Below are 15,389 nucleotides of genomic sequence, written 5' to 3'. Positions count from 1 at the left end.
CGATGCACCTACTGGCAGCTCAACCCGGCGGTTATGTTGAAGACGAAGGGATTATCGACCTTGCGCAGACACCTGCGCCGGTTGTTATCCTCAGTGCCGCCGATAGCGCTATTTCGGCGCTGGCACACGCCATCGACCGCTGCGATACCCCGCTGCCAGAGGTGCGTTTGGCCAACTGGTTGCAGCTCGCTAAACCCGCCGCCTTTGATCTTTACGAGCACCGCGTGCTGGAACACGCACACGTGGTGGTGTTGTCACTGTTGGGCGGGCGCAGCTATTGGGCGTATGGCTTAGAGCGCTTGATGGCGTGGGCCAAGCAAGCCAATCGTACCTTGATTATCGTACCGGGGGATGACCAGCCAGACCCTGAGCTAGCCGCCGCATCAACCGTTTCAGCAGCGGATCAGCGGCAAGTATGGCAATACCTGCGCGCCGGCGGGGTAGCAAACGCCAATGCGTTGCTTCACTTCCTTGCCGGTAACTATCTTGGCTACCACACAACATGGGAACAACCCCAGCCCTTGCCCGCCTGTATGCTGCTAGCGCCCGATGCAAGCACGTTATCGCCAACCAGCCTTAGCCAGTGGCAGAGTACTTGGCACACGGAGCAGTCGGTTGCCGTTTTGTTGCTGTATCGCAGCCACTTGCAAAGCGCCAATACCGATGTGTTCTATGGTTTGGTGGCCTGTCTACGCGATGCTGGGCTAAATCCACTGCCGGTGGCGATCTCCTCGTTGAAAGAGCCAGACGCATTGGCCGCCGTTGATCTATTAATTGAGCAAAGCGGTGCCAGCGTGATTTTGAACTGCACCGGTTTTTCGAGCAACCGAGCGGCAGCGCCGGGTCTTGCCTCCACAGGAACTGTGTTTAGCTCCCCCTTTGCGGCGCAAATTCCGGTGGTGCAACTTGTGATGGCGAGCACCACGCAAGAGGACTGGCAAGACCACAGCCAAGGACTGCGCAGCCGTGATATCGCCATGCAGGTGGTCCTTCCCGAGATGGATGGCCGTATTCTCAGCCGCGCCGCCTGCTTTAAAACCTCAACATGGCGCTGCACAGCCGCCCAGACCGACGTGGTACGTTTTGAGCTACACCCAGAGCGCGCAGCGTTTGTCTGTAGCTTTGTTGCCCGTACCGCAGCCTTAGCAAACAAAGCCAATCGCGATAAGCGTGTCGCGCTGGTGCTAGCCAACTATCCGACCCATGATGGGCGTATTGGCAACGGGGTGGGGTTGGATACACCCGCAGCAACCATCAATATTTTGCGCGCATTACAAGCGGAAGGCTATCCGGTTGATGGTATTCCAGAAGGCGGCGATGCGTTGATTCAAGCACTGTTACAAAGCATCACCAACAACCCCAGTACGCTGCACTACCTGCCATGTTGGCAAAGTATGGCTATTGATGAGTACATGGCGCATTTTGCACAGCTACCGGATGCCTGCCAGCAAGCCGTTTGGGAGCGTTGGGGCGCACCCGAGCAAGATCATAAGTGCCGTAACGGGCGCTTGATGATCGCCGGAATCCGCTTAGGCGACACCTTCGTTGGTATTCAGCCGGCACGGGGTTTTAACCTTGATCTTGCGGCGAACTACCACGATCCTGACCTTATTCCGCCGCATAGTTATCTGGCTTTCTATTTTTGGCTGCGCCACACCTACCAAGTGGATGCCTTCATCCATGTGGGCAAACACGGCAACCTTGAGTGGCTGCCGGGCAAAGGGGTCGCGCTTTCCGAGCAGTGCTGGCCCGATATTGCGTTGGGGCCCATGCCAAACTTCTATCCCTTTATCGTAAATGACCCCGGCGAGGGTGCGCAGGCGAAGCGCCGTACACAAGCGGTGATTATCGATCACCTGATGCCCCCCATGACCCGAGCGGAAACCTATGGTGAGATGGCTGAGCTAGAGGGGCTAGTGGATGAGCTTTACCAAGCCATGGGGATGGACCCGCAGCGCGAGCAGTGGCTGAAAGAAGCGATTTTAGAAACACTACAAAGTAGCCATCTGCTTGAAGAGATCGCTCCCAACGGTGGTCAAGGCGAAGCGCTGCTCGATAGCCTAGATGCCTACCTTTGCGAGATCAAAGAGTCGCAAATCCGTAATGGTCTGCATATTCTGGGTGAGCTTCCTTCAAAGGAGAAACTAGCCGATACCCTCGTTGCCTTGTTGCGCTTACCACGTGGCTCAAAAATCCACGAACAGGGCATTTTACACGCATTAGCCAGCGATTTAGTGCTAGATATCGACCCATTCGGCGAACCTCAAACACCTTACCACGGGCCAAAGCCGCAGCGTTTGGCGCAGGTAACGGCAGAGGTGTGGCGTAATATGGGTGATACCCGTGAGCGCTTAGAACAACTGGCACAGCAGCTTGTGATCGATGTTGTTCTTGAGCAAAACACGGCTGACACGCTAAGCGATCTACCCGTCACTGCTGAACTCCTTGAGCACGCGAAAACTGGCGTTTTACAACTTCTAGAGCAGAGCGCAGAACATGAGATCAGCGCGCTACTCACGGGTTTAAACGGCGGCTTTGTACCACCTGGGCCAAGCGGTGCTCCTACCCGTGGGCGCTTAGATACACTGCCAACGGGGCGCAACTTCTTTTCGGTAGATAATCGCGCTGTTCCTACGAAAGCGGCGTGGGCGTTGGGGCAAAAATCCGCCGACGCTCTGATTATGCGCCACCTCCAAGAGCATGGCGATTATCCAAAACAGCTGGGCTTATCCGTCTGGGGAACGGCCACCATGCGTACCGGCGGTGATGATATTGCCCAAGCGTTTGCCCTAATGGGCGTGGCGCCCGTTTGGGCAGAGCAGGGCAACCGCATCGTCGATATCAAGGTGATCCCCGCCATGTTGATGGGTAGGCCACGTGTGGATGTTACGCTGCGTATATCCGGTTTTTTCCGTGATGCCTTCCCGAATGTGATCAAGCTTTACGACACCGCCGTGCAAGCCATCGCCCAGCTTGATGAACCGGGCACCAGTAATGTGATTCGCCAACATATCGAAGCACGCGCCGCCGAGCTCACTGCACAAGGGATAGCCCCCGATACTGCACAGCGCCAAGCCAGCTATCGTGTTTTTGGCTCTAAACCCGGCGCCTACGGTGCAGGGCTACAAGGCCTTATTGATGAAAAATGTTGGGATAGCCGTGCTGACCTTGCAGAAGCTTACGTCAACTGGGGTGGCTACGCTTATGGACACAATACTGAAGGAGGCGTGGTTGCGCGCGATGCGTTTATCGAACGCCTACGCCACCTTGAAGTCGTGGTACAAAACCAAGATAACCGCGAGCACGACCTGCTGGATTCAGATGATTACTACCAGTTCCAAGGCGGCATGACCGTCGCCACCGCGGTACTGCGCGGCCAAGAGCCGGTGGTTTACTTTAGCGACCACGCCAATCCCGAGCGCCCTCATATCCGTACCTTAAAAGAGGAGCTAAACCGCGTTATGCGTAGCCGCGTGCTTAACCCTAAATGGCACGCGGCCATGCGCGATCATGGCTATAAAGGCGCCTTTGAGATGGCAGCCACGCTGGATTATCTGTTCGCCTATGACGCCACCACCACCTTGGTGGGTGATTACCAGTACGACCAGATCTGTGATGCGCTGCTCTTAGATGAGACCAACCGCGATTTCATGTTACAGAGCAACGCCCCTGCGTTTGAAAAGATGATCGAACGGTTAGGCGAAGCCCACGAGCGCAATATGTGGAGCGACTCAAACGAGCGCTTAGCCGCACTCAAAGGTACCTTGTTAGCGCTGGATGAGCAGCAAGAAAAAAGTTAACAAACCAATTTATCTAAATTAAATAACCAATTGATTTAAGAGAACTAATGTGAGCAAAAAAGGCATTATGATCTGCGGCCATGGCAGCCGCGATAAAGCAGCGGAAACAGAGTTCGGCAAAGTTGCATTGGCACTGCGCGAGCGCTTCCCAGAGACGCCTGTCGAGTACGGATTTTTAGAGTACTCCGCGCCCAATATCCACATGGGATTGGACAAGCTCGTTGCCGAGGGCTGCGATGAGATCATAGCCGTCCCCGGAATGCTGTTTGCAGCAACCCACGCCAAGAACGATATCCCTTCGGTACTGACAACCTTTGCAGAAAAGCACCCGGGCCTCACCGTGTACTATGGCCGCGAGCTAGGTTTGCATACCTCTATGATTGCCGCGTTTGAAGGCCGTATTTATGAAGCACTCGGCTACGGTGAAGATAACCGCCCAGCAGAGCTTTACGATACACTGCTCGTTGTGGTGGGCCGCGGTACATCGGATACCGAAGCCAACGCAGAGGTCGCTAAGCTGACCCGTATCGTGAACGAGAATATGGGCTTTGGTTGGGCGAGTACCGTGTATTCGGGCGTTACCTATCCCTCTGTTGGTGTTGGTTTAGAGCAGGTTTTGAAACTGGGCTTTAAACGGGTAGTCGTCGCACCGTACTTCCTCTTTACAGGCCGTTTGATCAAGCGCATTAACGCTTACATCGACCGTGTTGCGGCAGCGCATCCTGATGTGGAGATCATTACCGCAGGCTACCTGAATGATCACGCCCACGTGATCGATACCTTTGTGGATCGCATCACGGAAGCCGGAGGCGAGCAGGTGGGTGATGAAAGCCTGATGGACTCCTTCCAGCGCCGCCTTGCAGCAGGCGAGGTGGATGTGCACCACCATCACGCGGAGTATCGCGACCACGACCACGACCACGACCACGACCACGACCACGACCACGACCATCAGCATGATCATGGCCACTCCCATGGTGTCTATCGTCATATCGGCCATCCATTGGGGCCACGTACGATGATTGGTGAAGGCGTATGCTGCTGCTTTATGCGCCAGTTCCCCGATGACATTCTGGAAGAGGAACGCGCGCGTATTGAAGCAGCACCTGATGAAACACCAATTGCACACCGCTAACTATGAGTCAGCACGCGTTTTCAGCCAGTGAGCGCGCGGCGGTCTATCGTGCTATCGATGAACGCCGCGATATGCGCCACTTCAATTCGTTACCTGTAGCTGAGGATGTTCTGATGCGCATCCTCGCTGCAGGGCACGCAGCCCCCAGCGTTGGGTTAATGCAGCCGTGGCGTATGATCCGCATCACGCAATCCTCCCTGCGTAAACAGCTACGCCAGTGCGTCGATAAAGAACGTTTAGCCACGGCAAAAGCCCTGAATGAACGGGAAAAAGCGTTTTTGGCATTAAAAGTGGAGGGGATGGACCACTGCGCGGAAGTGCTGGTAGTGAGTTTGATGGATAAACGTGAGCCACACATCTTTGGCCGCCGCACACTGCCCGAGATGGATTTGGCTTCGGTGAGCTGCGCTATCCAAAATATGTGGCTCGCCGCACGTGCTGAGGGCGTTGGTATGGGCTGGGTATCGCTGTTTGATCCGGCCGATGTTGCAAAGCTGCTTGAGATTCCCGCAGATGCGAAGCCCGTGGCTATCTTATGTATTGGGCATGTCGATGCGTTTTATCCACGCCCAATGCTGGAGCAAGAGGGATGGCGCGAACCCGACGCGCTTGCTGATCTATTGTGGGAAAACCGCTGGGAGCACAACTAATGCCGTGGGATTTCGCAATTTGGCCCGCGCTGGCAGTGGCGCTTGCTTGTATGCTCGACCGTTGGCTGGGCGAACCTCAGCGCTACCACCCTTTGGTTATCTTCGGCGCGTGGGCAGATAAGGTCCGTTGTGTTCGATGGTTTCAGCGCCAAACCCCACAGCAGCAGCGCTTAGCTGGAGCCGCAATGCTTGCCAGCACCGTGCTACCGTGGGTCTTGGTAGCGGCGTTACTTACGCAGCCGCCCGCCATTGGTGAGCTACTGAGCGTTGTGCTGCTCTATGGTTGTATCGGCCACCAAAGTTTGCGTGAGCATGTATTACCCATCGCCAGCGCACTTAAAGTCGGTGATACCAAACAAGCAAGGGCGCTGGCTTCAAGAATTGTCAGCCGCGATCCCGAGAAGATGGACCCCACCAAAGCCGCGATCGAATCCACCCTAGAGAACGGCACCGATGGGGTTTTTGCCACCATCTTCTGGTTTCTAGTTGCAGGCGCACCGGGGGCAGTATTGTATCGCCTAGTGAACACACTTGATGCGATGTGGGGCTATAAAACCGCCGAGTTTTTGCATATCGGCTGGGCTGCCGCCCGATTGGATGATCTGCTCAACTACGTGCCAGCACGCCTCACCGCGGTGAGTTATGCGCTACTTGGAAACACTCGGTCAGCGCTCCGTTGCTGGAAAACCCAAGCGCACCTTTGCGCAAGCCCCAACGGCGGGCCTGTGATGTGTGCCGGCGCGGGCGCGCTGCAGATCGAGCTAGGCGGGCCAACATGGTACCACGGCCAGTGCGTTGAAAAGCCAGTGATGGGCGAGGGCAAAGCACCCGATGCCGATAGCATTTTAGCCGCGCTACAGCTGGTGAAACACACTCTGCTACTATGGATTGCTGCAGCATTTGCCATAGGTTTTCTGGAGAGCGGGCTATGAACCCTGCACCAAGCCATGGTGGCCGTTTAATTGAAGCGATGCAGCGCCACCCAGAGATCACCGACTGGTTAGACCTCTCGACAGGGCTTAACCCCCAGCCATGGCAACCGCCAGATATACCGCTAGCGGTGTGGCATCGTTTACCCGAGCCAAACGACGGCTTAGAAGCCGCTGCAAAAGCCTACTATCAATGCGACACTTTGCTGCCCGTCGCTGGCAGCCAAATGGCGATACAGGCGCTACCGCAGCTACGCAGGCAGCTCTGTGGTATTGCGAACGTGGCGGTTTTGGACTTCAGCTACCAAGAACATGGTTATCGTTGGGCGCTATCGGGCCACCGTGTAGAACGCTTCGCCAGCTTTCCACTGGATGATCTTGCGTGGTTGGACCACATTGATGTGCTCGTTGTTATCAACCCCAACAACCCAACAGCGCAGCGCTGGACGCCTGAACAACTATTGCGCTGGCATACGCATCTTGCTCATCGTGGTGGTTGGCTCATCGTGGATGAAGCTTTTATCGATACGCAACCTGCACACAGTGTATCTAGCTATGCGGCGCACCTAAATGGGCTGATTGTGATGCGTTCGGTGGGTAAATTCTTTGGTTTAGCGGGGCTGCGCGCAGGCTTTGTCATCACCGAGCCAACGCTACTTGATCAACTTGCCCAGTTTATTGGCCCTTGGGCACTGTCTGGGCCTGCACGCTACATTCTGCAACAAGCGCTTATAGATACGCAGTGGCAGAACGAGGCAAAAGAAAATCTAGAAAATACATCACGTAAAATTTTTAATATGTTGTTATTAAAGGGTTTTAAAGAAACCAGAAAGACAGATCTATTTATTACTGCAGGCACCCAAAACGCCGAAGAGATCGCAGATAAGCTCGAACAACAGGGTATCCTAGTGCGGTTATTTGCAGAACAACGCCAGCTTAGATTCGGCTTACCAGCCTCACCAGAGCAGTTTTTACGCTTAGAAAACGCACTCGACCGACTTGCTAAACGGAGCATCTAACATCACATGAGCCAAACGATCATGATTCAAGGCTGCACATCCGATGCAGGAAAGAGCTTTTTAGTAACAGCACTGTGCCGTGTACTGGCAGATCGTGGTTTTCAAGTTGCGCCATTTAAGCCACAGAATATGGCTTTGAATAGCGCCGTCACCGCAGAGGGCGGAGAAATAGGCCGCGCGCAAGCCGTACAAGCCCAAGCTGCACGCTGCGTACCACACGTTGATATGAACCCGATTCTACTCAAACCCAATAGCGATATTGGCGCTCAAGTGATCGTGCATGGCCACGCCGTTGGCAATATGGTGGCTACCCGCTACCACAGCTACAAACCCACTGCGATGCAGGCCGTGCTGGAATCACACCAACGCTTAGAGCAGCAAGCCGATTGGGTTGTTGTGGAGGGCGCAGGCTCTCCTGCAGAGATCAACCTGCGCGAAAACGACATCGCTAATATGGGGTTTGCCGAAGCGGCCGATTGCCCCGTGATTCTCATCGCAGATATCGACCGAGGTGGCGTGTTTGCGCACCTGGTTGGCACGCTAGAGCTACTGTCGCAAAGCGAGCAAGCACGCGTTATTGGCTTTGTGATTAACCGTTTCCGTGGTGATATCTCACTGCTGCAGTCCGGCGTAGATTGGCTCGAAGCTAGAACCGGCAAGCCCGTGCTTGGCGTGATTCCCTATCTACAGGGTTTACACCTAGAAGCCGAAGACGCAGTGAATACGCAAACCACCCATACCGAGAGCGCTGAACTGTTACGCGTTGTTGTGCCCGTATATCCGCGCATTAGCAACCATACAGATTTCGACGCGCTGCGCTTACACCCGCAAGTGGATATCCGCTTTATAGGCCCCAACCAAACGATACCGCCTGCCGACCTCGTGGTGCTGCCGGGCTCCAAATCCGTTATTCGTGATCTTACATGGCTACGCGAGCAAGGCTGGGAGGATTACTTACAACGCCACCTACGCTTTGGCGGCAAACTGCTAGGCATCTGCGGCGGTTACCAAATGCTTGGCAACACTATTAGCGACCCAGAACATATTGAATCCGAGATAACAGATATCGCTGGGCTTGGCTTTCTAACAGCAACCACCGTACTAACCCCAAACAAGCAACTGGTTAACGTCTCGGGTAGCTTTTGCGGGACGCAAACACCGGTGACAGGGTATGAGATCCACTGCGGTATCACACATAGCGAGGGTGAAGATCGCCCTTTCATTCAACTCGCTGATAAAGGGGAGGGGATGGTAGACCCTCAAAATCAGGTTGCTGGCAGCTACCTGCACGGCCTGTTCGACCACCCTGAGGCGTTAACTCATCTATTAAGCTGGGCGGGACTCAAGCAGGTGGAGTCTATCGATATTGATGCGATTCATGAAACGAGCATTCAAGAAGCGGCAAACACGCTGTCTGAACATATGGATATTGATCAAATGCTGAGTCACATTAATACATGGCAAGGCATGAAACACGACTCCTGCAAGTAAAGATACGTCAGCACAGAGTTATGCTGCCAAGAGAAAATCCATTCAAAACCAGCAACATATAGACAAACGCTTACGTGCAGATGTAAGCTGCGCGGCCGATTTTTACTTGAAAGGCGCTGACCAGCGTCTACCGCAGGAAAAGCCTTGTCAGAAACAGCTACCAAAGGGAACAGGATGATCAGTTTTAATCTCGAAGCTGGGCGTTTTAATTTTAGAAGTGCAGCTGTCATTATTCACGATGACCATCTGCTGATTCACCAAGTGGTTGGGGATGATTTCTGGGCACTTCCCGGCGGGCGCGTGGAGTTTTTAGAGGCATCTCGCCAAACAATTGAACGCGAGATGCTTGAAGAGCTCGGCATGAGATGCGAAGTCACCCAGCATCTATGGCATGTGGAGAGCTTTTATGAATTTGAATCCAAGCATTACCACGAGATGGGCAACTACTTTCTAGTCCGCCCAATCGACCCTCCAGAGATCATATCCAATGCCGACTTTGCAGGGATCGAAGAAACGGTGAGTCTTATATTTCGCTGGATACCGCTGACTGAATTGCAGCAATATAACTTGCAGCCAGCATTTTTGATCGAACGGTTAACAGATCTACCCACCACGACCGAAGCCTTGGTGATTGATGAAATCCATACCTAATTGGGCAGGCCTAATAGAGCAACGACAATATAAAGCTTGCCCAGTCGTCATAAGAGAAACCGAGCAGGGCACAGAAGTGCTGGTTTTCCGCCACCCACTCGCTGGCATACAGCTAGTAAAAGGCACCGTTGAACCCGGCGAACATGTGCAAGACACAGCACTGCGCGAACTGGAAGAAGAAGCCGGCATTAGCTCTGCAAAGGTCCTACAAGATCTAGCTATCTGGCCTGCTGATTACGAACAGCAAGTGTGGCACTTTTTGCTCTGTGAAACTCAAACGCTGCCAGAGCGCTGGAGCCACGTGACCAGCGATGATGGCGGGCATCGCTTTGAATTCTTTTGGCATCCACTTTGCGAGCAGCCCGATAATAACTGGCATGATGTCTATGTACGGGCATTACAGGCCATTCAACAACGCCTAAAGGAAGCCGGGCTGAAAATGGAGAACTCAGAGTGACAGATAAGCGAAAAACCGAGCTTTCAGCGCAGCATTTTACTGAGTTACTCGCCATAGCGCGGCGCAAAGCGATCTTTGATCAGTCGAATCCTTGGTACCAGGGGCCAGAAACTTATCTCGAAGCGATGAAGCGGGAAATCGATGAAGTCGTCGAAGAGGTTCCCAAGCATCGGGCGTGCTTTCTCGAAGATGAGCTGGGTGATCTGCTGTGGAATTATCTCAATATATTGCTGGCATTGGAAAAGCAGACAGGTATCGACCCAGATGCCGTTTTAGCGCGTGCCTGTAAGAAGTATGAAGATCGAATATCCGGGATTGAAAACGGCCAGCTTTGGAAAGACATTAAAGCACAGCAAAAATCTGAGCTACTGACAGAGCAACAAGCTAGAGACAACAAGGCCGACTAAGCAGGCGTTAGGAAAATACATTCAGCTTGATTAACGCGTGCGCAGCTTGCCATTTGAAAAATACTGCGGTGTTCTAAACAACCCGCATGTCCAGAATGTTGAAACCGCGTTGTGCCAACCAGTGCATTAATGCCGACTATGTCATTTGTCGGCATTAACAATATACGGCTCAAAACATACCAGTAGACGCACATCACCTTGAGCAAAATACCATTCACGCATCGTAGGTCACACCTCAAAACCACACCAAACGAGCGAAAGACTAGAGATTTGAACTAAGCGCTCACAGTTATCTAAAGGCTTAAATATCGACGAATACTAAAAAAACAAAGATTCGTATAATATATATTATGTTAAATTATGTAATTAGAAAGCAGTAGTAGTACTCCATCTTGTGGCTGGCTATGGTTAACAAGGTTTTAACATGATCTTCGAGCAAACGGCCTGCTTGCTCCTATCGTGCGGAGAGCTTCGTAAAATACTTTTTCGCGGGTAAAGTGTCGAAAAGAACAACGTAGCGCACGCTGTTCTTTTGACTTATTTGGGATTAATGGACGTAGACGCTTTGACCCTGACCTGGGTATTTCTCATATACGTGCATAAAGACTTCTGAACACGCCTTTGGCCATAGGTCATCATCGTAAGCCTCTGGAAGCTCATCTAAGATTTCTTCGATCAGATTTTTGATCTTGGCCTTGGTACGCTGCTTTTTTCTCCAATCGATTACCAATGCGTCCTGCATTTTCTCGATCAGAGCTTTGGCGATGGCTTTTACTTGTGTTCGTTCTTTATCAGATAACGTTACGTCTTCAAGAAGCAGATCAAAGATGGCCAGCTCTTCCTCTGTAAGGCCTTCTTTAACCGTGCGCTTGTCTTCTTCGTTAAGTTCTCGAATGAACTCTTCAAGACGCCTGAATAGCTCCTCAGCGTTATATGCGCCAAGATTATATTCCTCAATCATATCCAGGAACTTCTGCTGCAAGTCCTGCCGCGTACGGTTGCGCATAATCATTGGTTGGAGCTTTCGCTCAATAATATTTTTCAGACGTTCTGCATCAGACTGTTTCGGGTTGGCAATACGAGAAACCATCTCCGCTAACGCATCAAAATCGATACCTGCAATATTAATAGGTTCAGGTAAGTTGCTGTTTATATTAATGGTTTCAATTGACTCGTCCAGCAGCTCGTTAACCTGATTCCTTACAACATCAAGTACATCCTCATCATCGATGCTCAGGCCCGATTTCTCGCGCATCTGCTTATATATCACGTTGATAGCAATGCGATGTGGCGTGAATTGGGTGGCACTATCATCAGGCAGGATTGCTTTAAATATGCGATTGATCTGTCTCAGATAAGAAACAAACTCTTCTTTGTATTCAGGACTCAGTAGTATCTCACTCGCTTCATCCAGCAGGGTTAACTTGGTGAAGTCTGTTGCAGGCGCATCGAGAATTACCTGAAGGTCGATATCGCATTTTTTAAGATAGATAATCAGATCAGTGATCGCTGTTTTAAGTGCCGAAAGCAGCTCTGACTTATCTCTGGCAGGGGTATCAACGGTGTAGGTCCCCTGCTCTTTAGCTACGCCACCACCATAGAGCCCCAGCGCATGCTGCAGGGCTCCGAAGATATTGATGTAATCAACAATCTGTCCTGCGGGTTTGCCTGGATAAACTCGGTTAGCTCTGGCAATGGTTTGCATCAGTGTGTGGCTTTTTAAAGGCTTGTCGATATAGAGCGTCGATACAGAAGGCGCATCAAAGCCTGTTAGCCACATAGCACAAACAAATACGATTCTTAGGTCATCATCGGAATCTTTGAACTTCTCATCCAGCTTCTCTTTAACAAAGCGTTCTCGATGGGCTTTGTAATCAAGACCACGTTTAGCCAGTTTTTCATCATCATTCTGGCCGCCTGACACTACTACCGCCATATCAACAGATTGCATATGTTCTATCTGATATTCAATTCTGGTAAGTCGAGAGCCTGACAGGTGTTTTGCCTGTAGCTGAAGGCTGGATAGCTTCTTCTTCCAGGCCTTTTGTACCTGGTCATACATGCGAATAGCCGTGGCTTTATCAATGGAAACCACCATTGCCTTACCTAATCGGCCATCTTTAAAGGGCTCTCGGTTGATATAGTGATTAACTAGGTCTTCAGCGATCTCTTCAAGGCGGTCTTCGCGGGTGATGATGTGGTACTGCTTTGCGAATTCTGTTTCTAATTTCGCTTCCTGCTCATCGGTCAGATCAGCATCATCCAGAATCTCAGCGATCTGGTCACCAATGTTATCAGCCAGCAATGTAACTTCAGGAACGCGGTTCTCATAATAGAGAGGTAGTGTTGCCCCATCCTCAACCGCATCAGAAAAGTTATAGGTAGAAACATAATCACCAAATACCTCTCGCGTTTTCTCCTCACCAGAGAGCAATGGAGTCCCAGTAAAAGCCATAAACGAAGCGTTCGGCATCGCTTTACGCATATTCATCGCTAGGGAATCATACTGACTACGGTGTGCCTCATCGGTAATCACAATGATGTCATCACGTTCAGAAAGAACAGGATAATCCCCCTTCTCATCACCTTTAAACTTCTGGATCAAGGTAAAGACAAAACGGTGGTCTTCAGCCAGTAACTGTTTAAGTTCAGCCCCTGAATCAGCCTGACAGGCCTCTGTAATCATGCCTGCGGAATTGAACGTCTTATAGATCTGGTCATCCAGATCAGTTCGGTCTGTGATAAGCACAAAAGTCCAGTTACCCGTATAACGACGAAACGCCTTGCGGGTAAAGAACACCATTGAAAAGCTCTTGCCACTCCCCTGGGTATGCCAGAAAACACCTAACTGCCCTTTGGCTAATGTGCTACTACTGGATTTCTGCTCGACTGAATTCAGCCCAAGGAGTGCTTGGTTAACACCAAGATACTGGTGATATTTAGCTACAATCTTGATCGTCTCTTTAGAGCGAACATAAAGAATGTAGTTCTCGACAATATCCAGCAGGCGGTTCTGCTCACACACACCTCGAATAACCACCTCTAAACTGACTTTACGAGGCTCAGATTCAGACTCAATCTTCTTCCATTCGGCAAAGTGCTCCCATTGGCTAGAGATCGTGCCTACTCGGGATTGGATGCCATTTGATATGATAATTATTTGATTAAATACAAAGAGTTGCGGGATGGTATTGCGGTAATCTTTAAGGTTATCTTTGTAGCCGTTAATCAGTTCTTTATGGCTGGCTTTGAGCTCGATAAACAGCAACGGCAAGCCATTCACAAAGCCTAAAAGGTCAGGACGGCGGTTCTCAATTTCACCGCTGATCGTCATCTGGCTACAAAGAAGAAAGTCATTATTTGAAGGCTCTGACCAATCGACAAACCGAACTGTACAGTCCTCTTCGTCTTCAGCATTGCTGATGTAGTCATAACCATCTTTTAGCAGCGTATAGACCTCTTCATTCGCCGCAATAGGGCTCATCGCACTACGGTCACGTGCTATCTCATCAATGGCTTCTTGTTGGATACGTGCAGGAATATCAGGATTAAGATGACTTAGAGCACTACGCAGACGACTATAGAGAATAACATCCGAGCGCGTTTCCCTGCCTATTGCTTGGCCTTCCGCCTGGCCTTTCTCGCCAAAGGTTTCTTCCCAGCAGGTAACGGTTTCCCAATCCAGCTGGCCGAACAGGTTTATGGCGGGTTGTTCAATTAATCCATCTTCCGTGTAAGTCATATTAATCCAACAGCTTATTATTCCGCTTTTTCATTCAATAACTGTGGCTGGTTGTCCAATAGCCATTGTTCGACGAGGGCATGCAGCTCTTGCGCTAACATTATGCAGCTATCACGTTCTTTGTTGGTCACTAACGCACCAGAATAATCAGCAAGGTTTCGTTGTTTACGCAAAGTATCGAGCTCAATCATTCGCTCACGGGGCAAACCAACGCTTTTTGGTAAAGACTGAATCATTGTCTGATGATGACCAGGTACACTGGTGAGTGTGCGGAAACCATTTGCTTGTAACGCGGCATTAGCTAACTGCATGATCGCTTTGTAAGCCACATCAAAGCGCGTTTCATTACTTAACGCTTCAATTGATGCATCCTTAAGGCTGGAATCCGCCGCTTGTAGCAGCTTTTGGATCATTACTGGGTCAGCCGTTATCGCTTCCAGCCTAATCCCTAACAGATTCTCTAAGGTCATCCCTGTCTCCTATGATATTGATAACATCCTTGTGCAGCAGTTCCTCCATAAATACTGACGGGTCAGTACACTGCAGCTGCCACTCTTCCAGTGAGAAGCATTTCGGGTTGATCTCTCGGCCCAGTATGTCTTGTGTATCGTACAAGCAATTTACCACGGCAGAAAACGAAGCATCACCAACAACGCACAGATCCACGTCACTCTGTGCACTCGCCTTACCGCTGGCGATAGAGCCAAACACAAACGCCGCTTTAATCTGGCCCTGAATCGGCAGAAGCGCGTCAGCCAGTACATCCGCAAGGCCAGACGTTTTTCGTAAAATAGCAGCCAGTTCATTAAAAATTGGGCATTCCCGGTTTGCCGAATACAGCAGATGATTTCCCCGCCGGGATTGTTTCAGAATGCCCGCTTCGTGTAGGTTTTTAAGCTCACGCCCTGTTGTACCTGCAACCGTACCGGTCAACCGTGCGACCTCGCGTACATGAAACTGCTCCTGTGGATGCAGCAGTAACAGGTTGAGTACCCGACGACGGTAATCTTTAAACAGAATGGATGATAGCGTAGCTGACATACACAAGCTCTTTTTAGAAAAACTAAGGTGTTGCAAAATTAGCTACAAATGTAGCCTTTTTTAAAAC

The 15,389-nt window shown here is 51.1% G+C and carries 12 protein-coding genes; 9 read left to right on the top strand and 3 right to left on the bottom strand.

What is annotated here, in order from left to right; genetic code table 11:
• Window positions 1-2 precede the first annotated feature (2 nt).
• The 9 genes from cobN to E4L36_RS00605 all read left to right on the top strand — a co-directional run bounded on the left by cobN (window position 3) and on the right by E4L36_RS00605 (window position 10,539).
• Window positions 3-3,800, top strand: coding sequence for a cobaltochelatase subunit CobN (gene cobN / locus E4L36_RS00645; protein ID WP_136678551.1), 3,798 nt, complete (start codon window positions 3-5; stop codon window positions 3,798-3,800).
• 49 nt (window positions 3,801-3,849) lie between these two features.
• Window positions 3,850-4,935: a sirohydrochlorin chelatase gene (locus E4L36_RS00640; protein WP_240770652.1), complete on the top strand. Its 1,086-nt coding sequence runs from the start codon at window positions 3,850-3,852 to the stop codon at window positions 4,933-4,935.
• Window positions 4,936-4,937: 2 nt separating this feature from the next.
• Window positions 4,938-5,585, top strand: a complete 648-nt coding sequence (bluB, locus tag E4L36_RS00635) for a 5,6-dimethylbenzimidazole synthase (RefSeq protein ID WP_136678550.1) — start codon at window positions 4,938-4,940, stop codon at window positions 5,583-5,585.
• A complete protein-coding gene (gene cbiB, locus E4L36_RS00630; RefSeq protein ID WP_206064469.1) occupies window positions 5,585-6,517 on the top strand; it encodes an adenosylcobinamide-phosphate synthase CbiB in 933 nt (310 codons plus the stop codon). The genes bluB and cbiB overlap by 1 nt, the downstream gene beginning before the upstream one ends.
• On the top strand, window positions 6,514-7,533 hold the full coding sequence (cobD, locus tag E4L36_RS00625; RefSeq protein WP_136678549.1) for a threonine-phosphate decarboxylase CobD: 1,020 nt from the start codon (window positions 6,514-6,516) through the stop codon (window positions 7,531-7,533). The genes cbiB and cobD overlap by 4 nt, the downstream gene beginning before the upstream one ends.
• Before the next feature lie 6 nt (window positions 7,534-7,539).
• Complete coding sequence (locus E4L36_RS00620; protein WP_136678548.1) at window positions 7,540-9,024, top strand: cobyric acid synthase; 1,485 nt, start codon at window positions 7,540-7,542, stop codon at window positions 9,022-9,024.
• Window positions 9,025-9,198: 174 nt separating this feature from the next.
• Window positions 9,199-9,675 (top strand): NUDIX hydrolase, encoded by a 477-nt coding sequence (locus E4L36_RS00615; RefSeq protein ID WP_136678547.1) that lies wholly within the window; start codon window positions 9,199-9,201, stop codon window positions 9,673-9,675.
• The gene (locus E4L36_RS00610; protein WP_136678546.1) at window positions 9,659-10,132 is read left to right on the top strand and encodes an NUDIX domain-containing protein; all 474 of its coding nucleotides are present in this window, start codon (window positions 9,659-9,661) and stop codon (window positions 10,130-10,132) included. The genes E4L36_RS00615 and E4L36_RS00610 overlap by 17 nt, the downstream gene beginning before the upstream one ends.
• Complete coding sequence (locus tag E4L36_RS00605) at window positions 10,129-10,539, top strand: MazG nucleotide pyrophosphohydrolase domain-containing protein (RefSeq protein ID WP_136678545.1); 411 nt, start codon at window positions 10,129-10,131, stop codon at window positions 10,537-10,539. Before E4L36_RS00610 ends, E4L36_RS00605 begins: the two co-directional genes overlap by 4 nt.
• A gap of 547 nt (window positions 10,540-11,086) precedes the next feature.
• On the opposite strand, the gene E4L36_RS00600 is transcribed toward E4L36_RS00605, so the two are convergent.
• From E4L36_RS00600 to E4L36_RS00590, 3 genes are read right to left on the bottom strand one after another with little or no spacing between them, the layout of a single operon-like run.
• The gene (locus E4L36_RS00600; protein WP_136678544.1) at window positions 11,087-14,281 is read right to left on the bottom strand and encodes a type I restriction endonuclease subunit R; all 3,195 of its coding nucleotides are present in this window, start codon (window positions 14,279-14,281) and stop codon (window positions 11,087-11,089) included.
• Between the two features lie 17 nt (window positions 14,282-14,298).
• The gene (locus tag E4L36_RS00595; RefSeq protein ID WP_136678543.1) at window positions 14,299-14,751 is read right to left on the bottom strand and encodes a HEPN domain-containing protein; all 453 of its coding nucleotides are present in this window, start codon (window positions 14,749-14,751) and stop codon (window positions 14,299-14,301) included.
• A complete protein-coding gene (locus tag E4L36_RS00590) occupies window positions 14,723-15,322 on the bottom strand; it encodes a nucleotidyltransferase domain-containing protein (protein ID WP_136678542.1) in 600 nt (199 codons plus the stop codon). The genes E4L36_RS00595 and E4L36_RS00590 overlap by 29 nt, the downstream gene beginning before the upstream one ends.
• Window positions 15,323-15,389: the final 67 nt, after the last annotated feature.

It is taken from the genome of Neptunomonas sp. XY-337, assembly GCF_004959845.1.
Classification (GTDB): Bacteria; Pseudomonadota; Gammaproteobacteria; order Pseudomonadales; family Balneatricaceae; genus Neptunomonas; species Neptunomonas marina.
This window is presented reverse-complemented; position numbering and strand designations above follow the sequence as displayed.